Below are 22,172 nucleotides of genomic sequence, written 5' to 3' on the forward strand. Positions count from 1 at the left end.
TCCGCTCCGCCGTGGCCTGAGGAGGGGGCGTTGAGGGCGGTGCGACGGAGACGCCGCTGCGGCCGCTGGTGCCGGCGTGGGGGCTGGAGCGAGCCCAAACCGGGGGCTGGCGAAGCGACCTGCCGACGCGGCTCCGCTCGGACGAACGGTTGCGCGGGTTGCCGTCAGGTCGTGCGTTGCGGCCCGACTCCTCGGGGGCGCGTCCTCGCCGCGTCGCCGCTAGGCTCGGAGGCGTGATCAGGCTCATCGCGACCGACATCGACGGAACCCTCATCGACGCGTCGCATCGTCCCTCCGCAAGGAACCTTGCCGCGCTCACCCGCGCCCGCGACGAGGGGGTGCTCGTCGTTCCCACCTCCGGACGGCAGCCCTTCTCTATCGCGGAGGTGCTGCGCGACACGTGGCTCGCCGAGGGGCTCGTCATCGGCGCCAACGGGGCGGTCGCGACCGACCTCGGCACCGGGGAGATCATGTTCGAGCACTCCGTCTCGGTCGAGGCGCAGACCGAACTCTTCCTGTCGCTGCGGGAACTGTTCCCCTCGCTGGTGTGCGTCTCCGTGCGCGACGGCGGCGATACCTTCTGGCCCGAGGCCGGCTACGTCGGGATGATGGATCCCGGCGACCACGGCCGCGGGGGAGTGCTTCAGCACTACCCGCTCGACGTCGTGCTCGGATCGCCGAGCCTGAAGCTCGTGGTCCGTGGCCGTGATGTGGAGCCCGAGGAACTGCGGGAGGCGGCACAGCGGCTCGAGGTGCCGGGCGTGTCTGTGTCCACCTCGGGCGCCCCGTTCCTTGAGGTGGCTGCCGCAGGGGTGAACAAGGCGTCCGGCCTCGAAACCGTGTGCGCCACCCTCGGCATCGCGCCCGACGAGGTCGTGGCCTTCGGTGACAACAACAACGACCTGGAGATGATCGCGTGGGCGGGGATCGGGGTGGCCATGGGCAACGCCCTCCCTGAGGTGAGGAAGATCGCCGACGTGGTCACCGGAACCAACCTCGACGACGGCGTCGCTTCGGTCGTCGAGGAGCTCGCCGCCAACGGCTGGTCCGCCTGAAGGGGCCAGCCAGGTCTGATCTGCTGGCGAGCAGCACGCGTAGGCCCACCCGCTTCCTGGCGGGCATGCTCAGGTGGGACCTCTGCGGGGCGCATTCCGTGCACAGATCTACGGTGAGCGGGGCTCGTTCCTCTATTGGCGCCGCCTGCGCTCCTCGTAGATCTGTGCCCGGGTCGCTGGTGCCTGACCCGGCTCACGAGGTCCGGTCGGACCCAGGGGTCAGCCGGTCTCCTCGTCCCACAGCCCGGAGGAGCAGGTGCCGTACCAGGTGCCGAAGACGACGTTGCCGGGCTCGACCGGACGGTCGAGTGGGATGCCGCAAGACAGCTCGACGGCGGAACGGCCGATGACGTACTGGAACTCGACCCCGGTCAGGGCGTTGGTGCGGCGTTCCACCCGCTCCACCGTCAGCGCCATCAGCATGGTGGGGGTCGCCTCGACGGGGCTGATGGCGGCGGCCTGGAGGCCGACCAGGCCGGGGGAGAGGAGCGTGTCGACGGTGAGCTGCAGCTCGCCTGCGCGTGACTCCGGAGACGCGTAGAAGGCGTCCGCGTCGGCGAACACCTCGACGTCGATCGCGAGTGCGCCCACCTGCAGTGCCTTGACGACGCTGTACTCACCCTCCGCCTGCAGATCGTGCTGCGGATACGAGACGGGGTCGTCGACCATGGCGAGGTACTGGATGAGCAGCTGGCCCTCACCCTCGTCGCTGTACAGAGCGACCCTGGCCAGCAGGTCGGTGAAGCGCACGACCTGGGCCCGGTAGGTCGTCTCGGCGACCAGCCCGGCGGTCGTGTTGACCGACTCGCCCTCGCGCTGCAGGAAGACGAGCCGGGCACCGCTCGGGTCGGTGTAGGTGCCGATCATCGCGAATCCGGGGGCGCTGTTGATGCCCCGGACGCCGGCCTCGAAGGCCTTGGTGATGATCTCCTCGACGGTGGGGGCGTCGAACCCGATGGCGTGCAGTTGCGGCGAATCCATGGCGCAAGGGTACTAAGAAGGGCGTCCGGTCGCTCTCACCTAGACTGGAGCCATGAGCAGCGCCACAGAGACCACCAAACGAGTCGTCGTCGCCGCACCGCGCGGGTACTGCGCGGGTGTGGACCGTGCGGTCGTGACCGTCGAGAAGGCGCTCGATCTGTACGGGCCGCCCGTCTACGTCCGCAAGCAGATCGTGCACAACAAGCATGTCGTGGAGACCCTCGAGGCCCGCGGCGCCATCTTCGTCGAGGAACTCGAGTCGGTGCCCGAGGGCGCCACCGTCGTCTTCTCCGCCCACGGTGTCTCGCCCGCGGTGCACGCCGAGGCGGCGGAGCGTTCGCTGAAGACCATCGACGCCACCTGCCCGCTCGTCACGAAGGTCCACCACGAGGCGAAGCGTTTCGCCTCGCAGGGCACCCAGATCCTGCTGATCGGCCACGCGGGTCACGAAGAGGTCGAGGGGACCATGGGCGAGGCGCCCGAGCAGACGACCCTCGTCCAGACCCCCGACGATGTCGACTCCCTCGAGATTCCCGAGGGAACGAACCTCGCCTGGCTGAGCCAGACCACCCTCTCGGTCGACGAGACGATGGAGACGGTCGGTCGGCTGCGGAAGAAGTTCCCGCTTCTGATGGATCCTCCCTCCGACGACATCTGCTACGCCACGCAGAACCGCCAGCTCGCCGTCAAGCAGATCGCAGGCGGAGGCTGTGACCTGATGATCGTGGTCGGCTCCCAGAACTCCTCCAACTCGGTTCGCCTCGTCGAGGTCGCGCTCGAGGCGGGCGCGAAGGCGTCCTACCGCGTCGACAACGCCTCCGAGATCGACGAGGCATGGCTGGAGGGAGTCGAGTCGGTCGGCGTGACGAGCGGCGCATCGGTGCCCGACGACCTGGTGCAGGGCGTCCTCGACTACCTGCAGTCGAAGGGTTTCCCGGCTGCCGTCGAGGAGCGCCTGACCGAGGAGACGCTCCAGTTCGCGCTCCCGCCCGAGCTGCGCAAGGACCTGCGCCGCTCCGCCGTCAACGACTGAGCTCCCGGCTCGGCGGACAGGGCACGCTCCGCTATCGAACCGTCCGCCCGCGTCGCGCCCGAACCGGGTCGCGAGACGAGGCCGCGCGTAGCGCTCGGCGACGCATTGGCGCGCTCGTCGGGCATTGCGCCGCCAGAGGTCCCGGGCATGGCGACGCGGATGTGGCTTCTGCCACCTCGCGACGGCGGGCGGGCGGGGTCCGCGGCAGGCGGCCTCAGGTGAGGAACTGGAAGAACGGGCTGTCGTAGGCGACCTCTTCTGCCTGCATCCCGCACTCCTCGATGCGCTGCAACAGGAACGGGTAGTCGCTCGGGTTGCCGAGCTCGACGCCGACCAGCGCCGGGCCGGTCTCCCTGTTGTTGCGCTTCACGTACTCGAAGTAGGTGATGTCGTCGTCGGGGCCGAGGACGGTGACGAGGAAGGTGCGCAGCGCGCCCGGGCGCTGGGGGAAGTCGACCAGGAAGTAGCGCTTGCGGCCCTCGTGGATGAGCGAGCGTTCGACGACCTCCGCGTAGCGCGAGACGTCGTTGTTGCCTCCCGAGACGACGACCAGCACGCGTGATCCCGTCGGGATCTGCACCCGGGGGCCGATCCCACCGGTCGGAAGGGCCGCCGCGGCAAGGGCGCCTGCTGGCTCCGCGATGATGCCGTCGGTCTGGTACATATCGAGCATCTCAGTGCAGATCTGGCCCTCAGGAACCCTCGCCAGCTCGATCCGGGCCTCGCGGATCGCCTCGAAGGTGAAGTCTCCGACCCGGCGCACCGCTGCGCCGTCGACGAAGGTGTCGATGTCGTTCAGGGTCACGGGGCGACCGGCGGAGATGGCAGCGGCGACGCACGGCGCTCCCTCGGGTTCGACGCCGATGATCCGCACCTCGGGGTGGTGGGTGCGCAGCCAGGCCGATGCGCCCGAGACGAGGCCGCCTCCGCCGATCGGCAGCACGACGACATCGGGCACGAAGCCGAGCTGGTCGAAAGCCTCGACGATCAGCGTCGCCTGGCCGGCGGCGGTGCGGGCGTCGTTGAAGGCCGGGACGAGGATCTTGCCCTCATCCGCCAGACGGGACGCCTCGTCGGATGCCTCGTCGTAGGTGATGCCGTGCAGCACGAGTTCGACGTGCCCGGCGCCGAGAGCCAGGATGCGCTGTCGCTTCTGCCGTGGGGTGGTGTGCGGGACGACGACCGTGGCCTTGATCCCGAGCGCCGCGGCGGAGTAGGCGACTCCCTGGCCGTGGTTGCCGGCCGAGGCGCACACGACGCCCATGGCCTTCTCGTCGTCGGTGAGCTGGCTCATCAGGTTGTAGGCGCCGCGCAGCTTGTAGGAGCGGACGGGCTGCAGGTCCTCGCGCTTGAGCCAGATCTCCGACCCGGTCGCCTCGGTGAGCCGGTGGTCGAGCTGCACCGGGGTCAGGTGCACGACACCGGTCAGCCGGGTGACGGCGGCGGGGATCTGGTCGGCGAGGTCCGTCAGGGTGGGCATGGCTCCATTCTTGCGCCCAGTGCGTTGACGGGCCAAGGATGCCCACCTGCGCCGGCCGCGGGGGCGTCGGTCTGGCGCAGTGGCAGGCCAGCACCCGGGGCGGTGTGGATGGCGGAAAGCCCGGTCGCTGTGGGATGACGGACCCGGTGGCTGCTGTGGTCTTGGCCAAGGCTCGTGAGACGGTTCGCGGTCGTGGCGAAACCTTTCGACGACGCCTCGCGCGGCGTCGCCGGCGGAGGCTGTCCAAGGAACCGAGATGGTCGGCCGCGGGTCGATCGACCGCGCGGGATCCTGCTCGACGAGAAGCCGGTGCCGATGTTCATCGCGGACGCCCTCACCGTCGACGTGGCGTGCGGCGTGATCCGGCTCGGTGTGGTCGGCGCGATCACGTCCACCGTCGCATGCCCATCGTCGAGCTCAACTGCTGCGCCATGGACCTCGCGCTTTGGGCAGACGCCTCGCGCGGCTGGGCGTTCGGCGTCTGGCTCGCGCATCGAGCAGCGGTCCGCGCTGAGCGCCCGATCCGGCGCTGGGAGGAGCCGAGGGGTGAGCCGGGGGCTCACGGTCTGGGCGAGTCCTGGGGCTCGTCCACCGGTTCGGCGGTGAGGAGCGGGTCCGAACCGTGCTGGTTCGCGTCCTGCTCGGTGTCCTCCTCAGGCGACTGCGATGGGTCGGGAGCCCGCCGCGGATCCTGCGCCGGGCCGAGCATGAGGCGCTGGACGACAAACACAGGCACCATCCACAGCGCCCACCAGAGCCAGCCGAGCATGCCGGCCATCAGCATGGTGGGGTCGTTCGCGTCGACCGCTGCCGCGACCGCGGTCACGACCATCAGGCTGACCAATTGGATGAGCGAGAGGTTCAGGGTGACGGGACGCGTCGCGTAGGCGAGCCCCCACCCCGCACACAGCGCGACGACCACCCAGAAGAGGGAGCCGTACACCCAGGAGACGGCAGGAACTGCGGCGACAAGGCCCCAGACCGCGATCGAGAGCCCGATGGGCGGGCCGAGCGTCCGCATGCGCAGGTTCATGCTCCAGTGAACCATGCGTGACAGGGGCTGTGGAGCTCACACGGCCCGGCCCTGTGTGATGAGCACTTTTCCGGACTCGTTGATGAGAATCGGGCATCGTCTGCAGTCGATGTCCGTCCAGGCTGAACGAACCCGGAAAAGTGCTCAAGGCAGCAGCGACCACCGGCCTCACGCACAGCCCCGGAACCGCCCGGCCACAGCAGAGGGCGGCGTCCGTGCAGCGCATCGGAACGCCCGCAGGAAGGCGATCGAAGGGCCGCGGTGAGGAGAGATCGTCCCGGCGCAGGGTCGGAAGAACGCGGACAGGAACTCACGGCCCTCCGGCTGCCTCAGCCGGATTCGCGCTCGTGGACCGGTGCCCCTGGGGACTCCAGCAGCCGAGGGTCCCGTGCCAGCAGTTCGGCCTCGCGGTCGCGGCGCTCCTGGTAGTCGAGCATCTCGGCGACGGCGAGCTGGCGGGGAGTCTCGGTGACGGTCTGCACCTGGTCGAGCTCCTCGGAGGTGACCTCGAGGTCGCGGAAACGGCGGGCCGAGACCATCACGCGGCTCTCGAGGGTCGCGACCGACTTGTTGTAGTTGGTCACCGCGCCCGAGAGTGACCGGCCGAGCTTGTCGAAGTGCGCGCCGAGCGTGGCGAGCCGCTCGTAGAGTTCGCGGCCGAGCCGGGAGACCTGGGCAGCCGTCTCCGTCACCGCGACCTGCTTCCAGCCGTTCGCCACGATCTGCAGCTGAGGGATCAGGAGGCCGGGGGAGGCCAGGACGATGTGCCTACGGGTGGCGTGGTCGTGCAGGTCGGGGGCCTGCTCGAGGGCGAGCCGGTAGAACTCGTCGCTCGGCAGATACAGCACGACGAACTCGGGCGACCCGACGTCGAGCTGCCAGTAGTTCTTCTCCGACAGTTGGTCGATGTGGGTGCGGACGTGCCTGGCGAAGGTCTGCAGGTGTGCGCGTTGGCGGGCCTCGTCCTCGGTGTTGTACGCGTCGAGCACGGCGGCGAGCGGCACCTTCGCGTCGACGAAGATGACCTTGCCCGCGGGAAGATTGACCCGCAGATCGGGACGGAACCTGCCGTCGTCGGAGACATAGGTGTGCTGCGTGTCGAAGTCGCAGCGCTCGGTGAGGCCGGAGATCTCGACGATGCGCTTGAGGCTGCTCTCACCCCACGAGCCGCGCACCTGCGGGGTACGCAGCGCGTTGCTCAGGCTCAGCGCCTCGCGACGGATCGCGTCGCCGGACAGGCGCAGGGTGTTGACCTGCTCACCCAGCTCGGCCGCCATCCTCGCCCGCTCCGTCTCGACCGCCTGCAGCTTCTCCTGCATCTGCCGCAGCCCCTCGCTGAGCGGGCCGACGAGCTGTTCGGTCGCCTTGAACCTGTGCTCGGCGACCTGCTCGGCCTCCCGCCCCTGCCGCTCGAGCGACTCCGCCGACAGCAACTTGAACTGCGCGACGAGGGCCTCCCGATCGCGGACCTGTTCGCTCGCCCGCTGGACGGCGGCGTCGCGTTGCGCCGTCGCAGACGCGATCTGGGCGGCGGCGTCGGCCGTCTCGCTGCGGGCCTCGGCCACCATCCGCTGTGCCTCTGACACCGCGACCCGCAGCTCGGACTTCTCTGCGAGGTGCTGGGCGATCTCCGCCTTCGCCATCGCGGCGTCCTCGCGCGCCCGGCTCGCCTCGGCCCTTGCCGTCGCCGCGTCCTGGCGCGCGTCGCTCAACGCGAGTTGGCCGTCGGCGGGCTGGGCCGCAGCGGGGGAGGTGCGCCTGCCCAACACGAACCCGGCGACGGCGCCAAGCAGGAGGGCCAGCAGGCAGAGCAGGACGGCGAGTGCTTCCATGACCCCATCTGAGCAGAGGCCTCAGACAGATTTGCGCGCCGCGCGGCTGCGCCCGTCCAACCTCAAGGTCAGCTGAAGGGTCACGAGACGGCGGGGTGGTCGCCCTGGGGCAACGGGCTCAGTCGTCGTCTCCGGCGCGGAGGATGCTTCGCGCCTCCATGAGGGCGAAGCCCAGCAGGTTGAGCCCCCGCCACTGCCGGGGATCGCGGGCCCGTGCGTGGGTCGCGCGCAGACCGATGCCCCAGACCTCATCCACAGGTGAGGCCTCGACGATGAGCCGGTCACCTGTGTCGAGCAGGAAGTCGCGCAGGTCGGGATTCTGACCGAACTTCGCCACATTTCCCTCGACGACGATCGCGAACCTCGTCTCCTCCCAGTCGCGTGCCACGAAGCCGCGGACCTGACGCCCGAGCTGCTTGATCTGCCTCGGGGAGTCCGAGGCGAGGATCCTCGCGAGCACCTCGTCGTCGCGGAACCTGCGGGCCTTGCCCGCCATCATGTACTGCTCCGCGGTGGTGTAGTGGACCCCGTCGACGGTGAACCTCGCGGGGTACCACTGGCTGAGGCAGGCCTGGGTGACGCGTCCGTGGCTCTCTGCATGTCCCCAGAAGAGCAGCGGGTCGAGCCCATCGACCGCGCCCGCGATCGCCTGATCCAGGAGGACGCGTTCCCTGGGTGTCGTCATGGCTGAAGCGTACGAGCCGCGCTGCCCGCGGTGGGCGCTGTTCATGGAACTCGACGATGCCGGTGCCCAGCCAGCCGGAGGGCGCTACACCTTCTGCGGACGGGAGCAGCCAACCGTGCGGCCGCGCCCTTCACCTGGCATCCGCGGTCAGCCGGAGGCCGGATCGACGAAGCCGAGCCGCCGGTACAGCCGGTGTGCCGCGGGATCGGTGCCCTCGCCGACGCGCAGCGACACCGTCGCAGCACCGAGCTCGGCGCAGGCGGCGATCGCGGCCTCGACGAGGGCCCTGCCGATGCCGCGGCCCCGGTGTCCGGGACGGACGAACAGGTCGATGACGAAGGGACCGGGCAGGTCGTCCCAGATCGAGTGGGTGGTCGTGAAGATCGCGCCGATGACCACGCCCTCGTGCACGTGGCCGAGGCAGGCGTCCGGGATGAGCTCGCCGTACTCGCCGGCGAAGCTGGCACGTATCTCCTCGCGTGCAGAGGGGAGGTCGGTGGCGCCGATGAAGGGAGGGTAGGCGGCGAGGTAGGACACGGCGAGGTCGAGCGCGTCGCCTGCCGTGACGGGGCGCACATCTGGGCTCGCGGCCGCGAGGTGGCTGCTTGGGAGGGTGAGGACGCGCAGGTCGCTTGGCATTGTGGTTCCTTGAGGTCTGACGGTTGGGGACGGCTCAGGAACGGAACATGCGCGGAAGCCTAGCGGGCAGGGCGTCTCGCCGCTGGGATAGCCTGATGGCCATGTTCGACTCCGCGCAGACCCACATCGACGACCTGGCCGACTTCGTCGTCGCCTCGCCCACCAGCTACCACGCAGCCGACCAGATCGCCGTGCGGCTGCGCCAGGCAGGGTTCGAGCAGGTCGACGAGCGCGCCTCCTATGAGTCGGTCACGGGTCGACGGTTCGTCGTCCGGGACGGGGCCGTCATCGCCTGGGTCGCGCCTGAGGAACTGGCCCCCAAGGCCGGGTTCCGGATCGTCGGCACCCACACCGACTCGCCGAGCTTCAAGGTCAAGCCGGGGGCCCTGCTGCGCAGCGCCGGCTGGGTGGAACTCGGGGTCGAGATCTACGGGGGCCCGCTGATCAACTCGTGGCTCGACCGCGACCTCGGCGTCGCGGGCCGCATCGTCACCCGAGACGGTGAGACCCACCTGGTCAGGACCGGCCCCATCGCGCGCATCCCGCAGCTCGCCATCCACCTCGACCGCGGCGCCAACGACGGGCTCAAGCTGGACAAGCAGGCCCACACCCAGCCGATCCTGGCCGTCGACCTGAAGCAGCCGCTGATCGAGCACCTCGCATCGCTGATCGGCGTGAAGGGGGAGGACGTCGCCTTCCACGACCTGTTCGTCTTCGACACCCAACGCCCCGGCGTGATCGGCGTCGAGCGCGAGTTCCTGGCCTCGGGAAGGCTCGACAACCTCGCCTGCACGCACGCCGCGCTCACCGCCATGGAGTCGGTGGAGTCGACCGGCCGCGACGTCGCCGTCTTCGCCGCGTTCGACCACGAGGAGGTCGGCTCGGCCACCCCCTCCGGTGCGGCGGGTCCGATCCTTCAGGACGCCCTCGAGCGGATCGCGGCCGGCTACGGACGGTGTACTGACCACGGAGATTGAGTACGCGCGGCGGGTCTGCTGGACATAGGGGAAGACCTCTGAGTGAAGTGTGGGACTTACGACAGAACCCATTTCACGAAACAGAGGTCTTCCATGCCCCACCGTAACGCCATACTCACCGAAACCGGACGTCTGCACCTGGCCCAGCTCGTCGTTGACCAGGGCTGGACCCTGCGGCGAGCCGCGGAACGTTTCGGTGTCGCGGTCAACACCGCCCGCCGCTGGGCGCAGCGTTACCGCGAACAGGGCCTGGCCGGGATGGTCGACAAGTCCTCTCGCCCGAAGCATTGCCCGCATCAACTCTCGCAGCGCACCGAGCGTCGCATCGTCGGGTTGCGTGTAACCAAGCGCTGGGGCCCGGCCCGGATCGCCTACCACCTTCACCTGAACCCCTCGACGGTCCACAAGGTCATCAGGCGCTACGGCTGCCCACCCCTGCGATGGACCGATCCTGCTACCGGAGCCAGGATCAAAACCTCACGCGCCGAGAAACGCCGCTACGAGCACGCCGCCCCCGGCGACCTGGTCCACGTCGACATCAAGAAACTCGGCCGGATCCCCGACGGCGGCGGCCACAAAGTGCTGGGCCGTGCCGCGGGTACCCGGAACAAGACCAGAACCGCCACGAACCGCCGGCCCGGGTATGCCTACATCCACAACGCCGTCGACGACCACTCCCGCTTGGCCTACAGCGAAATCCTGACCGACGAGAAGAAGGAAACCGCCGCCGCGTTCTGGCAACGCGCCAACGCCTTCTTCAACGCCGCCGGGATCACCGTGACACGAGTCTTGACTGACAACGGCGCCTGCTACCGCTCCAACGCCTTCAAAAAGGCTCTCGGCGACGACATCACACACAAACGCACCCGCCCCTACCGACCCCAAACCAACGGCAAAGTCGAACGGTTCAACCGCATCATGCTCGAGGAATGGGCCTATGCCCAGCCCTACACCTCCGAAACCCAGCGAGTCGCCGCCTTCGACCAATGGCTGCACCATTACAATCACCACCGAGGCCACACCGCGCTCAAGGGACATCCCCCAGCCGCGCGCGTACCCAACCTATCCGGGGTGAACAACTAGGCCTCGACGGCACGCGAGCCATGATCGCCCGCTCGACCTGCATCTCCGCCGACACCGGCCACGTCGTCCACCCCAACTACCCGGGCCACCACGACCCGATGAACCAGCCGCTGCCCAACCGCGGCCCGCTGCTCAAGATCAACGCCAACCAGCGCTACGCGACCGACGCCGTCGGCGCGGCACTCTGGCTGTCGGTGTGTGACGAGGCGGGCGTGCCGACTCAGCCGTTCGTGTCGAACAACGGCGTGCCGTGCGGTTCGACGATCGGCCCGATCACGGCGACCCGGCTCGGCATCACGACGGTGGACGTCGGCGTCGGCCTGCTGTCGATGCACTCGGCCCGCGAGCTCTGCGGTGTCGACGACCCGTGGTACCTGGCCCGCGCGGCACGCGCCTACTGGAACTGAGACCGTCCCGCCCATTCTCGTTCCGGCACGGGGAGCGGTTGGCCGATGACGTGCAAAGATCTGTCAGGAGCGCGCTTGGTGCCAATAGAGGCATGTGTCGCTCTCACCGTAGATCTGTGCACGCGTGGTCCGCGGAACGGGTGACGCGGGGGCGTGCCCTGGTGCTGTCGACGGAGCCGACGGGGCCGACGGCGGTTGGTGTGCACAGATCTGTCAGGAGCGCGCTTGGTGCCAATAGAGGCATGAGTCGCGCTCACCGTAGATCTGTGCACGCGGGACCCCGCAGGACGGGTGACCCTGGTCGCGCTTGGGCGGGGCCGGGCGCGGAGAGTCCGGGAAGGGCGCGACCGTCAGGCGGGCATCCGCAGCGTCAACGCGACTGGTCCGTCGACGTGCGGCGAGCCGTCGAGGCAGCAGCCGTCCCCGACGGCCTTGTGGCAGTGGTCGCACATCGGAACGGGCAGGTAGAAGTGCGCGATCCTGCGCCCCCGGAACTCCGCGACCTCGATGTCCAGGTCGAACACCTCGCGCAGCAGGTCGCGCTGCACGATCTCAGCAGGCGTGCCGATCGCGCGCACCTTCCCGTCCTTCATGGCGACGATCTGGTCGGCCCAGCAGGAGGCGTAGTTGATGTCGTGCACGACGATCACGATGGTCTTGCCCAGCTCGTCCGCAGCGCGGCGCAGGGTCTGCAGCATGGCGTGGGAGTGCGACACGTCGAGGTTGTTGAGCGGCTCATCCAGCAGCACGTAGTCGGTGTCCTGGGCCAGCACCATCGCGACGTAGGCGCGCTGCCGCTGACCGCCAGAGAGCTGGTCGAGGTAGCGGTTCTCGAGGTCGGCCAGCTTCATGAAGTCGATCGCCTGGCTGATCGCCTTCTCGTCGTCGACGCTCAGCCGGCCCTTCGAGTGCGGGAAGCGGCCGAAGCCGACGAGCTGGCGCACGGTCAGGCGGGTGATGAAGTGGTTCTCCTGCCGCAGGATCGACACGATCCTTGCCAGGTCCTTCGACTTGGTCTTCGTCACGTCGTAGCCGGCGATCTCGATCGAGCCGGCGTCCATGCCGAGGAGCCGTCCGATCATCGTCAGCAGGGTCGACTTGCCCGCACCGTTGGGGCCGACGAGCGCGGTGATGCCGCCCTCGGCGATGGTCAGGTCGACGGGGCCGATGGCGACCTCGCTGCTGTACTGCTTCAGCACTTCGGTGAGGTTGATCACAGACGTCCCTTTCTGAGGATGACGATGAGGAACAAGGTGCCGCCGACGACCTCGATGATGATCGAGACGACGCCCTGGGCGGAGAAGATGTTGCGCATGACGAAGTAGGCGCCCGCGAGGGTGACGAACGCCGTCAGGATGACCATCGGGAAGATGTAGCGGTGGTCGTAGGTGTCGGCCAGCTGGTAGCTGAGGGTCGCGACGAGGAAGCCGAGGAAGGTCATCGGCCCGACGAGCGCCGTCGAGACGGCCATCAGGATCGAGACCAGAAACAGCACCTGCATCAGTTCGCGACGGTGGTCGAGGCCGAGCGAGGTGGCCGTTTCCTTGCCGAGCGACATCAGGTTCAGCCGCTTCGCCTTCGCCCAGAGCAGGCCACCCGCGACGGCGACGAGCGGGATGGCGAGCGGGTAGTAGGACGGGTCGGCGTTGGAGACGTTGCCGAACAGCCGGGCAGACAGGACGTCGAACTCGCTCGGCGTCAGCAGCCGCTGCATGAAGGTCGAGACCGAGCCGAGCCCGCCTCCGATGACGATGCCGACCAGCAGCATCACCTGCAGGTTCGCGTACTTCCCGGAAAGGAGCCAGCCGTACAGGGCGAGCGCCAGCCCGACCATCAGGGCGATCTGGAGCCCGAACTGGGCCAGCCCCTGGATCGAGATCAGGCCGGCGACGCCGAGGAAGTAGACGGCGGAGGTCTGCACCGCGCGGTAGAGCGACTCGAAGCCCATGATCGACGGGGTGATGATGCGGTTGTTGGCGACCGTCTGGAACGCCACCGTCGCGATGCCCTGGCAGAAGGCGACGATGACCATCGCGATGACGCTGTTGTAGCGGCGTTCGGCGATCCGCCAGAACCCGTCTGTGCCGAACGGCATGGGGTTGTTCCAGGCGAGCAGGCCGTAGGCGAACAGCAGCGATAGCGCGATCAGCGTGCCGAGGATGATGAAGTAGCGACGGCGTGCCCGCGGCGTGCCGAGGGGGCGGCTGGTGCGCTGGAGGTCGAGCAGCGGCTCGGTGATGGGGTCGACGGTGCTAGCCATTGCGGCGCTGCCTCAGCAGGAGAAGGACGAAGACGACGGAGCCGACGATCCCGAGGATCAGGGAGACGGGCACCTCGAACGGCATGATGATGGTGCGGCCGATCAGGTCACAGACGGTGACGATGGCGATCCCCGTCAGACACACCCACGGCAGGTTGGAGCGCAGGTCGTCGCCGCGGATCATGGACACGATGTTGGGCACGATCAGGCCGAGGAACGGCAGGTTGCCGACCACGACCGTCACCACACCTGTCGCGACCGCGATCAGGGCGGTGCCGAGCAGGACGATCCGGTTGTAGTTGACCCCGACGTTGGTGGCGATGTCCTGCCCGAGGCCGACGACGGTGAACCGGTCGGCGACGATGAACACGGCGACGGCGACGGCGAGCACGATCCACATCAGCTCGTAGGTGCCCTTGTAGACCGAGGTGAAGCTGCCCGCGAACCAGACCCCGAGGTTCTGCAGCATGTTGGTCTGCAGGGCGAAGAACGTGGTGATCGAGCCGACGACCGCCCCGAGCATGATGCCGATGATCGGCACGATCAGGGAGGCGCGGAGCGAGACCCTGCGGAGGAAGAGGAAGAACACGAGCGTGCCGATGAAGGCGAACAGGATCGCGCCGCTCATCTTCATGAACATCGTCGCCTGCGGGAACACGACCATCACGGCCAAGAGGCCGAGCGAGGCCCACTCCGTGGTGCCTGTGGTGGTCGGCTCGACGAAGCGGTTCTGCGTCAGTAACTGCATGACGAGGCCTGACATGGCCATCGCCCCGCCTGCCAGGACGAGGGAGGCGGTCCGTGGGATGCGCGTGATGGCGAACATCTCGGCCCCGTCCTGTCCGCCGACGACGTCGTAGACGCCGGTGAAGAGGGAGACCACGAGGAGGCCGGCGACGACGATGATGCCGACGATCAGCCAGGGGTCGAAGAGCTTTGCCCGCTGTCTGGGCGGGTGGGGAAGAGTCGTGGTCGTCATGTCCGGTCTCGCGCTGGTTCAGAAACCGCCACAGTGGTGGCCCGGTGTCCCGGGCCACCACTGAAGCGGTGTGGCAACAAAGTGAGCCAGCCTTACTTGGCCGCCTCCAGGGCGTCCGCGAAGTCGTTGAGGAACTCCGTGTAGGTCTGGATCGACTCGTTGGTGTAGGTGTCGGCTGGCATGTAGACGATCTGGCCCTTCTGGACGGCCGGAACGTTCTTCAGCGCCTCGGAGGCCTCGATGACCTCGGCCGCCGGCTTGAACTCGGGGTTGTCTGCGTCGACCGCCGCCGAGCGGTCCATGACGAGGATCCACTCGGGGTTCGACGCCGCGATCGCCTCGACGGAGATCTCGTCACCCTCATGGTTGTCGGAGGACTCCTCGACCTCGAGCGCGGGCGTCAGGCCGGCGTCGGTGAAGATCGGGCCGAGGGTTCTTCCCTTGCCGGGCGCGATGTAGCCGATCTCGCCACCGGAGACGTTGATCGCCATCGCCTTCTGGGCCGGGTCGTAGGCGGCCTTCACCCGCTCGAGGGACGCGTCGAAGTCGTCGGTGAGCTGCTTGGCCTCGTCCTGCTTGCCGAACACCTCGCCCAGGACGGTGACCTGGCGCTTGAGCTCGTCGGTGAAGGGCTCGCCGTCGCGCGGGTCGAGCTCGATCATGGTCGCGTCGGGCACGAGCGCGGCGACGTCGTCGTAGAACTGGGTGAAGCGCTGGCCGATGATGACGACGTCAGGGTCGGCGGGGACGATCAGCTCGAGGTTCGGCTCGTTGTGAGTGCCGACGTCGGCTATGGAGGAGTCCTCCTTGTAGGGGTTCGTCGCGGGCATCAGGCCGACGGCGGCGACGCTGAGCTTCACACCCCAGTCGTTGAGGGTCTCAAACGTGCGGTTGTCGAACGCGGCGACCGAGGTCGGCGGCGTGGTGACGGTCTGCTCTCCGCGGTTGTCCTCGACGGTGACCGAGGCGGGGGCGTCGGCCGAGGTGGAGGCGGCTGCGCTCGGGGAGGAGGTGTCGGCGGGGGTCTGGCTTCCGCAGCCGACCAGGGTGACAGCGGCGGCGAGTGCGAGGGCGGCGGGGGCGAAGGGCCTCGTGAAGTCCATCAGTATCTTTCAGCTCGGGTGGCTTCCGGGTCGGCTGGCGACTTTGCCCCGGTCGCTGCCGGTGGCCCGTCGTCGATGCTCGACTTAGGCAACCCTAACCTCATCAATTTAGGGAATGCAAGTTGAACCAAAATGACACGGTGTCTCCAAGCGACCGTTCCTATCGGGCTGCCCGCGCTGGTGAGGGTTCCTTCCCGGGGCTGACCTGTCCCCTCCGGCCAGCCGCACGGCGCTCTCGTGCACAGATCTACGAGGAGCGAGACTCGTGCCACTATCGGCACGTTCCGCGCTCACCGTAGATCTGTGCACGCCACAGGCGGCCTGCCGTCCCTCGACGGGACGCCCGCGGTCGGTTCGTTCCGCTCAGGAGTGGCCGGTAAGCTCATTGCTCGTGGCACTTACCATCGGAATCGTCGGCCTCCCCAACGCCGGCAAGTCGACCCTGTTCAACGCGCTGACCCGTAACGACGTGCTCGCCGCGAACTACCCGTTCGCGACGATCGAGCCGAACGTGGGCGTCGTCGGCGTCCCCGACGCGCGCCTGCCCGAGCTGGCGAAGGTGTTCAACTCCGAGCGCATCGTCCCGGCGACCGTCAGCTTTGTCGACATCGCGGGCATCGTGAAGGGCGCCTCGCAGGGTGAGGGCATGGGCAACGCCTTCCTCGCCAACATCCGCGAGGCGGACGCGATCTGCCAGGTCACCCGCGTGTTCACCGACGACGACGTCACCCACGTCGACGGAAAGGTCGACCCGGCCAACGACATCGACACGATCACCACCGAGCTGATCCTCGCCGACCTCGCCACGGTCGAGAAGGCGCTGCCGCGCATCGAGAAGGAAGCCCGGATCAAGAAGGAGTCGCAGCCGAAGGCTGCGGCCTTCCAGGCCGCGAAGGACGCGCTCGAGGCGGGCAAGGGTGTCCGTGCAGCGGGCCTCGACCTCGACGAGCTGTACGAGCTCCACCTGCTCACCGCCAAGCCATACCTTTATGTCTTCAACTGCGACCAGGACGAGCTCGGCGACGAGGGCCTCAAGCAGAAGATGCGCGACCTCGTCTCCCCCAACGAGGCGATCTTCCTTGACGCGAAGTTCGAGTCCGAGGTCGTCGAGATGGACGAGGACGAGGCCCGCGAGTTCCTCGCCGAGATGGGTGTCGAGGAGCCTGGCCTGGACGTGCTCGCCCGCGTTGGCTACGACACCCTCGGCCTGCAGTCCTACCTCACCGCAGGCCCCAAGGAGTCGCGCGGCTGGACGATCAAGAAGGGTGCGACGGCACCCGAGGCCGCCGGCGTGATCCACACCGACTTCCAGAAGGGCTTCATCAAGGCCGAGGTCGTCAGTTTCGACGACCTCGTCGCAGCAGGCTCGATGGCCGCCGCGAAGGCCGCAGGCAAGGTCCGCCTCGAGGGCAAGGACTACATCATGGCCGACGGCGACGTCGTGGAGTTCCGCTTTAACGTCTAGCGTCAATGACGCACCCCGTTATACACTGGTCGAGTGATCAGATCGTTCGGCAGCAAGGACACCGAGCGCATCTGGCATGAGCAGTACGTCAAGCGCGTTGACCGGACGGTGCAGAGGGCGACCTTGCGGAAGCTCGAGCTAATTCATGCGGCGAAGGATGTCGAGGAACTCCGGGTTCCGCCTGGAAACCGCCTGGAGCGTCTGGTCGGCGACCGACGCGGCAGCACAGCATCCGCGTGAACGCGCAATGGCGTCACTGCTTCGTCTGGAGAGATGGAGGTGCAGAAGATGTCGAACTCGTCGACTACCACTGAGGCCGATCTGATCGAGCCGATCCACCCGGGGGAGGTCCTGATGGAGGACTTCATCCAGGGGCTCGGGATCACGCAGAACAAGTTGGCAGTGTCGATCGGGGTGCCGCCGCGGCGGATCAACGAGATCGTGCACGGCAAGCGCGGGATCACTGCGGACACGGCGATCCGACTGGCGCGCTACTTCGGTACGTCCGAGGAGTTCTGGATGAATCTGCAGTCGAACTACGAGCTGCGGCTTGAGCGGCGCGCACTGCGCGACCAGGTCGCGGCGATCACGCCGCTGAAGGTTGCATGACCATGCGGGTTCGTCGCGCGATGGCGGCAGACGTTGCGGCGCTTGTGGATTTGCGAGCCGAGATGTTCGCTGCGATGGGCGTTGATGCATCCGGAGGATCCTGGCGCGCTGCGGTTCATGACTGGTTCGAGGCGCGACTGGACCACCCTGATTTCGGGATCTTCGTGGTCGAGGGTGATGGCGTGGTCGTGGCTTCGGCCGTCGGTGCGATTCGTGACGCAGCACCGTCCCCGACGTGCCCGACCGGGCGCGACATCCTCATCAACAATGTCTGCACCTTTCCGTCATATCGTGGCAACGGACACGGCTCGGCGGCGTTCGAGGCAGTGCTGGAATGGGCGCGCCAGACCGGTGTGCGGCGCGCCGAGTTGATGGCCACGGAAGACGGAAGAGGCATCTACGAAAAGGCCGGTTTCGTCGTGAATGGCTCGGTCGCCATGAGAGCGGAGCTCTGAAAGGTTTGCGGAGCCCGAACGACCGAGGTTGGTCCGTGCCGGAACTCGGTGGAGTTCCGGTTTAACGTCTAGCGTTAATGACGGACTCCGTCATACACTGAGTTCGTGATCAGATCGTTCGGGAGCAAGGACACCGAGCGGATCTGGCATGAGCAGTACGTCAAGCGCATTGATCGCACCGTGCAGCGGCGACTCTGCGGAAGCTCGAGCTGATCCATGCCGCAAGGGACGTCGAGGACCTCCGTATCCCGCCGGGTAACCGCCTGGAGCGGCTCGTCGGTGACCGTCGTGGGCATCACAGCATCCACGTGAACGCGCAGTGGCGTCTCTGCTTCGTCTGGAGAGATGGAGGTGCGGAAGGTGTCGAACTCGTCGATTACCACCGAGGGTGATCTGATCGAGCCGATCCACCCCGGGGAGATCCTGATGGAGGACTTCATCGAGGGCTTCGGGATCACTCAGAACAAGCTCGCCGTGTCGATCGGTGTGCCACCGCGGGTCAAGTCCCGGGAGGTGGTGTAGCCGTTGGTGATCCTTCAGTTGTTGGTGTCTGTTAGGCGCTGAGTTCGAGGATGGGGTCGCTCACCTCCTCGGTTCCGGTGTCGGGGATGAGGGTGAGGCGGGACTTGGCGAGGATGTCGAGGCCGAGGTAACGGCGCCCTTCGGCCCATTCGTCGGTCTGCTCGGCGAGGACGGCGCCGACGAGGCGGATGACCGCGTCGCGGTTCGGGAAGATTCCGACGGAGTCGGTGCGGCGGCGGATCTCGCGGTTGAGCCGCTCGTTCGGGTTGTTGGACCAGATCTGCTGCCAGAGCCCTTCGGGAAACTGTGTGAAGGCGAGGATGTCCGCCCTGGCGGTGTCGAGGTGCTCGAACGCGTCGGGGAGCTTGCCGTCGACGTAGTCCAGCCATGGCCGAGCGTGAGCGTCGCGCCTTCCACCACGAGTTCACCACCCTGCGGTTCCGGCCACTCGCGGAGCACGGAACCTGGGACGGCCGCGCCGGCTACGTGCCCGGCCTCGGCTGGGCCGGGCTCAGTCGTCGAACGAGGGACGCAACTCTTCGCGGACCTGGTCGGCGGAGGTGGGTGAGACGGCCCATCGTCCGCGGTCGGTGTCCTCGTACGCGACGGCGTAGGTGCCGTCGGTGAGCCGCAACTGGAACAGCAGCTTCACCGGTCGCTCCTGGCCGTCCGGGTATCGCTGGTTGAGGAACGCCTCCAGGTCGTTTGCCACCAGTTTCGGGTCGACGGAGATCGCCTCGGTCCAGCTGTCGTCGGGCCCGTACGCGAAGCCGTGCGCCGTGGCGAGGTCGCCCTTGTCGTCGAGTTCCGCGACCAGAGCCAGGGACTCCCAGTCGTCGGCCAGCGGGTGACCGACGTCTGCCTGGTGCTCGTCGATCAGGTTGACCAGCGTGCCCATCAGGGTCGCGATCGCGTTGGTGCTCATGGGGATGCCTCTCACGTTGCCTTGACGCCATTATTCACGCCCCGCCCGCGCGGCGTGGCCCTGACAAGGCAAGTAGTGCGAACCTGTGGACAATCGGTCGTCGCGCGGGTTCAGGTCTGGCCGAGCGGCAGAGACGAGCACGCGTCCACCCGTCAGCGCGAGGCCGACGGTGAAGCCCGCGGACACGAAGGTGGACAGCGTCGCGTGGTAGAGGTCGTTCGGGCGGTGCTCGCCGCGTGAGGTGTCCACCGGATAGGCCTCGATCATCCGCGCCCCCGATCGCTCGGCGAGGTCGACGGCGGCGGCGAGCAGCACCGAGTTCAGACCCCTACCTCGGTACTGGGTGCGCACGACGAAGCAGGTGAGCGACCAGACGCCGTCATCGTCGAGGGGCTCCCCGGTCGCCCTCACGATCGCGCGGGTGTGGACGATGCGCTGCTGCCCGGGCCTCGGGCCGATCCGGGCCCAGCCCGCGGCGTCGCCGTCGACGTAGGCGATCACTCCGGGGCCGGACCGTCGTCGACCTCGTCGTGTAGAAGTTGGCGCCGTTGGACGAGCGTCGTGCGGTTCCAGTCCCGGTCGCGCAGCACGGGCCAGATGCACTGGCACCCGCGTCCGTCGCCGCCAGCGCTGAGGGCGTGCTGCAGGTCGTCCCAGCGCGACGAGGTGGCCGGGTGGGTTGTGATGGTGGCCATGCCGCGACGCTACGCCGGGTCTGTCCCAGTCGGGTGCAGGGCGGCGAAGGTGCCGTGCAGCGGCCAGAACATGTCGCGCGGTAGCGGATGGCCGATGACTGCCGCCTCCAGGAAGGTGAGATGGGTCAGCCAGCCGTCCCGGTAGGAGCGGCTCAGGCCGCCGAGTCCCGCGTGGCTCATCGTGAGGACGGTGCCGTCGCCGTCCTCCTCGAGGCCCCACGTGACGTCGGTGTCCTGCTCGTCGGGAAACCGCCAGCTGTAGCCGAGCGAGAAGGGCGTCCGCATGGACCTGACGGTGGAGCGGCATGCATAGCCGCCGCCGTGGTCGACGACGAAGCTCGCGTCCGGCGCGATGCTTCCCGAGGTGAGCGTGCCGAGCCAGAGTCCGAGCATCCGGGGCTCGGTCAGGCCAGCCCAGAGCCGCTGCGGCGTGGTCGCGACGCGCCATCGGATCCGCACAGTCGGGTCGAGGCTGTCAAATGAGGTGAGCGGCACGGTCCAAGGGTAACGAGCCTCCCGCCGTCTCTTCGCGCGATCAGTCGAGCCCGGGCCGCTGCCTGTCGCGCTTGGTCTCGGCTCTTCGCCGCTTCGAGGCGAGCCGTCGCTGTTGGGACCCCCGCGTCGGACGGGTCGGCCGCCGGACGGCAGGCGGGGGCGCGAGGGCCTCACGAAGGAGGGCGGCGAGGCGGAGCCGCGCCGTGGTCCGGTTCCGCAACTGGGAGCGGTGTTCTGCCGCGTTGATGGTGATCGTGGTTCCGCTCAGGCGGTTGGCGAGGCTGACCAGAGCCCTGGCCCGCTGGGCGTCGCTCAGAGCCGTCGTGGTGGCGAGGTCGAGGCTGAGCTGGACCCTTGAGTCGGTCGTGTTGACGCCCTGCCCGCCTGGGCCGGACGCGTGAGAGAACTGCTCATCGAGCTCCCGCGCCGGGACGGTGAGTCCGCGCGGAAGCCCGGGGCCGGGAGGCACCTGCAGGTCGTCCATGCCTCGAGTCTGCCCCCGAAGTCGCCGCGCACGCCAACCGGCTGACGATCAGCCCTGCCCACGCGGGTCGGCCTCATGGGCACTGTGGCGCAGGATCAAGCCGCGGTAGTGGCTGGCCGCCCACACGACGGAGCCGGCAGCGAAGAGTGCGGCGAGCAGGCGGATGAGCCCCATGGCGGGAGCTGAGCGCGGCGGTTGGTGAGTCACGGCGCCCAGCCTAGGGAAGTTCCCGAGGTCGGGGGCGCCGGCGGTTGAGACGTCGGCCGAGGAACGTCGGTCGGCGACGTCAGTCACAGTTGGGGCAACCGCCGCCCATCAGCGGCATCTCGAGGAAGCAACTCGGGCACACGGGCGCGCGCAGTTCGACCGGCTGGGGCTTGCGTGGGGCGCTGACCGCGGCCGGGGCGGCCTTGGCAATCGGTGCCACAACCGGGGCCGCGTTCTCGGGGATCTCGTCGCAGTAGGCCTTGTAGCAGGCGAGGCGCGACGCCGCGGCGTGACGCTCGCGCTCCGACTTGGTCGCGAACGGCGGCTCGCCGGTCAGCTGCAGGACCGAGTCATAGGCGACGCCGACGCGGCCGTCCTGCGCGTTGACCGCCAGCGCCGTCAGCGGGGGAAGGCCGCGGCCGTGGCAGGCGGCCGCCACGAGCTTGAGCACCTGGGCGAGCCAGGTGCGCTGCTGCGCGTGGGTGTGGACGCCGCTGCGGTGCTGCACGGCCTCGGCGAGGTCGGCGTAGGTGACGGTCGCGCCGTACCGCGACGCCGTCTCACGCAGCACGATGAGTGCCTCCCGTGCCCACGGGATCTGCCCCGCCTTGCTTCCTACGAACCGTTGAACTGGGGCGCTGCGTCAATCACGCCGATATCACACGGATCGCCCTGCGGGTCTGACCAGCCCCCGGTTGAGGAGCCTGCAGCGCGCGTGCATCGTCGGCTCACGCTCTAGCCCGGACCGCTGTCGGTGCCCAGTGAGGG

At 68.3% G+C, this 22,172-nt stretch carries 27 protein-coding genes and 2 pseudogenes; 11 read left to right on the forward strand and 18 right to left on the reverse strand.

Going from position 1 to position 22,172, the window contains the following annotated elements:
• Window positions 1-233 precede the first annotated feature (233 nt).
• Window positions 234-1,055 carry a Cof-type HAD-IIB family hydrolase gene (locus tag BW733_RS12115; RefSeq protein WP_161490224.1) on the forward strand — a complete coding sequence of 274 codons (822 nt, stop codon included), beginning with the start codon at window positions 234-236 and terminating at the stop codon, window positions 1,053-1,055.
• 219 nt (window positions 1,056-1,274) lie between these two features.
• On the opposite strand, the gene BW733_RS12120 is transcribed toward BW733_RS12115, so the two are convergent.
• Entirely contained in the window at window positions 1,275-2,036 is a 762-nt protein-coding gene (locus tag BW733_RS12120) for a hypothetical protein (protein WP_077350801.1), read from the reverse strand.
• Between the two features lie 52 nt (window positions 2,037-2,088).
• Here BW733_RS12120 and BW733_RS12125 point away from each other — a divergent pair, with 52 nt between their 5' ends.
• The gene (locus BW733_RS12125) at window positions 2,089-3,069 is read left to right on the forward strand and encodes a 4-hydroxy-3-methylbut-2-enyl diphosphate reductase (protein WP_077350803.1); all 981 of its coding nucleotides are present in this window, start codon (window positions 2,089-2,091) and stop codon (window positions 3,067-3,069) included.
• 214 nt (window positions 3,070-3,283) lie between these two features.
• Here the strand turns inward: BW733_RS12125 and ilvA are convergent, their stop codons facing one another.
• From ilvA to BW733_RS12150, 5 genes are all read right to left on the reverse strand, one after another.
• Entirely contained in the window at window positions 3,284-4,549 is a 1,266-nt protein-coding gene (gene ilvA / locus BW733_RS12130; protein ID WP_077350805.1) for a threonine ammonia-lyase IlvA, read from the reverse strand.
• A 559-nt stretch (window positions 4,550-5,108) separates the two neighbouring features.
• Complete coding sequence (locus BW733_RS12135; protein WP_077350807.1) at window positions 5,109-5,582, reverse strand: hypothetical protein; 474 nt, start codon at window positions 5,580-5,582, stop codon at window positions 5,109-5,111.
• Window positions 5,583-5,911: 329 nt separating this feature from the next.
• Window positions 5,912-7,414 (reverse strand): DNA recombination protein RmuC, encoded by a 1,503-nt coding sequence (locus tag BW733_RS12140; RefSeq protein ID WP_152024694.1) that lies wholly within the window; start codon window positions 7,412-7,414, stop codon window positions 5,912-5,914.
• A gap of 118 nt (window positions 7,415-7,532) precedes the next feature.
• Window positions 7,533-8,099: a riboflavin biosynthesis intermediates N-glycosidase gene (gene ybiA, locus BW733_RS12145; RefSeq protein WP_077350809.1), complete on the reverse strand. Its 567-nt coding sequence runs from the start codon at window positions 8,097-8,099 to the stop codon at window positions 7,533-7,535.
• 147 nt (window positions 8,100-8,246) lie between these two features.
• The gene (locus tag BW733_RS12150) at window positions 8,247-8,738 is read right to left on the reverse strand and encodes a GNAT family N-acetyltransferase (protein ID WP_077350811.1); all 492 of its coding nucleotides are present in this window, start codon (window positions 8,736-8,738) and stop codon (window positions 8,247-8,249) included.
• Window positions 8,739-8,839: 101 nt separating this feature from the next.
• Between BW733_RS12150 and BW733_RS12155 the strand changes: the two genes are divergently transcribed.
• The 3 genes and pseudogenes from BW733_RS12155 to BW733_RS12165 all read left to right on the forward strand — a co-directional run.
• A complete protein-coding gene (locus BW733_RS12155) occupies window positions 8,840-9,715 on the forward strand; it encodes a zinc-binding metallopeptidase family protein (RefSeq protein ID WP_161490225.1) in 876 nt (291 codons plus the stop codon).
• A gap of 93 nt (window positions 9,716-9,808) precedes the next feature.
• On the forward strand, window positions 9,809-10,798 hold the full coding sequence (locus tag BW733_RS12160; RefSeq protein WP_077350814.1) for an IS481 family transposase: 990 nt from the start codon (window positions 9,809-9,811) through the stop codon (window positions 10,796-10,798).
• Window positions 10,789-11,205: pseudogene (locus tag BW733_RS12165) on the forward strand (M18 family aminopeptidase); the annotation flags it as partial. The gene BW733_RS12160 and the pseudogene BW733_RS12165, both read left to right, overlap by 10 nt.
• 350 nt (window positions 11,206-11,555) lie before the next feature.
• On the opposite strand, the gene BW733_RS12170 reads toward BW733_RS12165, so the two are convergent.
• The 4 genes from BW733_RS12170 to BW733_RS12185 all read right to left on the reverse strand — a co-directional run bounded on the left by BW733_RS12170 (window position 11,556) and on the right by BW733_RS12185 (window position 15,547).
• The gene (locus BW733_RS12170; protein ID WP_077350816.1) at window positions 11,556-12,422 is read right to left on the reverse strand and encodes an iron ABC transporter ATP-binding protein; all 867 of its coding nucleotides are present in this window, start codon (window positions 12,420-12,422) and stop codon (window positions 11,556-11,558) included.
• A complete protein-coding gene (locus BW733_RS12175) occupies window positions 12,419-13,465 on the reverse strand; it encodes an iron chelate uptake ABC transporter family permease subunit (protein WP_077350818.1) in 1,047 nt (348 codons plus the stop codon). The genes BW733_RS12170 and BW733_RS12175 overlap by 4 nt, the downstream gene beginning before the upstream one ends.
• Complete coding sequence (locus BW733_RS12180; RefSeq protein ID WP_077350820.1) at window positions 13,458-14,444, reverse strand: ABC transporter permease; 987 nt, start codon at window positions 14,442-14,444, stop codon at window positions 13,458-13,460. The genes BW733_RS12175 and BW733_RS12180 overlap by 8 nt, the downstream gene beginning before the upstream one ends.
• 92 nt (window positions 14,445-14,536) lie before the next feature.
• On the reverse strand, window positions 14,537-15,547 hold the full coding sequence (locus BW733_RS12185; RefSeq protein ID WP_077350822.1) for a siderophore ABC transporter substrate-binding protein: 1,011 nt from the start codon (window positions 15,545-15,547) through the stop codon (window positions 14,537-14,539).
• Between the two features lie 391 nt (window positions 15,548-15,938).
• Between BW733_RS12185 and ychF the strand changes: the two genes are divergently transcribed.
• The 6 genes from ychF to BW733_RS18310 all read left to right on the forward strand — a co-directional run bounded on the left by ychF (window position 15,939) and on the right by BW733_RS18310 (window position 18,598).
• A complete protein-coding gene (gene ychF / locus BW733_RS12190) occupies window positions 15,939-17,012 on the forward strand; it encodes a redox-regulated ATPase YchF (protein WP_077350824.1) in 1,074 nt (357 codons plus the stop codon).
• A 33-nt stretch (window positions 17,013-17,045) separates the two neighbouring features.
• Window positions 17,046-17,252, forward strand: a complete 207-nt coding sequence (locus BW733_RS12195) for a type II toxin-antitoxin system RelE/ParE family toxin (protein ID WP_237268183.1) — start codon at window positions 17,046-17,048, stop codon at window positions 17,250-17,252.
• A 33-nt stretch (window positions 17,253-17,285) separates the two neighbouring features.
• A complete protein-coding gene (locus BW733_RS12200; RefSeq protein WP_202970197.1) occupies window positions 17,286-17,621 on the forward strand; it encodes a HigA family addiction module antitoxin in 336 nt (111 codons plus the stop codon).
• Window positions 17,618-18,076, forward strand: coding sequence for a GNAT family N-acetyltransferase (locus BW733_RS12205; RefSeq protein WP_077350828.1), 459 nt, complete (start codon window positions 17,618-17,620; stop codon window positions 18,074-18,076). The genes BW733_RS12200 and BW733_RS12205 overlap by 4 nt, the downstream gene beginning before the upstream one ends.
• 212 nt (window positions 18,077-18,288) lie before the next feature.
• Window positions 18,289-18,468, forward strand: a complete 180-nt coding sequence (locus tag BW733_RS19500) for a type II toxin-antitoxin system RelE/ParE family toxin (protein ID WP_335755098.1) — start codon at window positions 18,289-18,291, stop codon at window positions 18,466-18,468.
• Window positions 18,422-18,598 (forward strand): helix-turn-helix transcriptional regulator, encoded by a 177-nt coding sequence (locus BW733_RS18310; RefSeq protein WP_162494729.1) that lies wholly within the window; start codon window positions 18,422-18,424, stop codon window positions 18,596-18,598. The genes BW733_RS19500 and BW733_RS18310 overlap by 47 nt, the downstream gene beginning before the upstream one ends.
• A 31-nt stretch (window positions 18,599-18,629) precedes the next feature.
• Here the strand turns inward: BW733_RS18310 and BW733_RS12215 are convergent.
• The 8 genes and pseudogenes from BW733_RS12215 to BW733_RS12250 all read right to left on the reverse strand — a co-directional run.
• Window positions 18,630-18,986: pseudogene (locus tag BW733_RS12215) on the reverse strand (transposase); the annotation flags it as partial.
• Between the two features lie 123 nt (window positions 18,987-19,109).
• A complete protein-coding gene (locus tag BW733_RS17930) occupies window positions 19,110-19,523 on the reverse strand; it encodes a hypothetical protein (RefSeq protein WP_152024695.1) in 414 nt (137 codons plus the stop codon).
• A 30-nt stretch (window positions 19,524-19,553) separates the two neighbouring features.
• Window positions 19,554-20,024: a GNAT family N-acetyltransferase gene (locus tag BW733_RS12230; RefSeq protein ID WP_202970198.1), complete on the reverse strand. Its 471-nt coding sequence runs from the start codon at window positions 20,022-20,024 to the stop codon at window positions 19,554-19,556.
• Window positions 20,021-20,218, reverse strand: a complete 198-nt coding sequence (locus tag BW733_RS19055) for a hypothetical protein (RefSeq protein ID WP_202970199.1) — start codon at window positions 20,216-20,218, stop codon at window positions 20,021-20,023. Before BW733_RS19055 ends, BW733_RS12230 begins: the two co-directional genes overlap by 4 nt.
• A 9-nt stretch (window positions 20,219-20,227) precedes the next feature.
• Window positions 20,228-20,713 (reverse strand): SRPBCC domain-containing protein, encoded by a 486-nt coding sequence (locus BW733_RS12235; RefSeq protein WP_077350834.1) that lies wholly within the window; start codon window positions 20,711-20,713, stop codon window positions 20,228-20,230.
• 40 nt (window positions 20,714-20,753) lie between these two features.
• A complete protein-coding gene (arfB, locus tag BW733_RS12240; RefSeq protein ID WP_077350836.1) occupies window positions 20,754-21,197 on the reverse strand; it encodes an alternative ribosome rescue aminoacyl-tRNA hydrolase ArfB in 444 nt (147 codons plus the stop codon).
• A 48-nt stretch (window positions 21,198-21,245) separates the two neighbouring features.
• Complete coding sequence (locus tag BW733_RS18315; protein WP_161490227.1) at window positions 21,246-21,404, reverse strand: hypothetical protein; 159 nt, start codon at window positions 21,402-21,404, stop codon at window positions 21,246-21,248.
• 79 nt (window positions 21,405-21,483) lie between these two features.
• On the reverse strand, window positions 21,484-21,975 hold the full coding sequence (locus BW733_RS12250; RefSeq protein ID WP_077350840.1) for a hypothetical protein: 492 nt from the start codon (window positions 21,973-21,975) through the stop codon (window positions 21,484-21,486).
• Window positions 21,976-22,172: the final 197 nt, after the last annotated feature.

The sequence above is a fragment of the Tessaracoccus flavescens genome (assembly GCF_001998865.1).
GTDB lineage: Bacteria > Actinomycetota > Actinomycetes > Propionibacteriales > Propionibacteriaceae > Arachnia > Arachnia flavescens.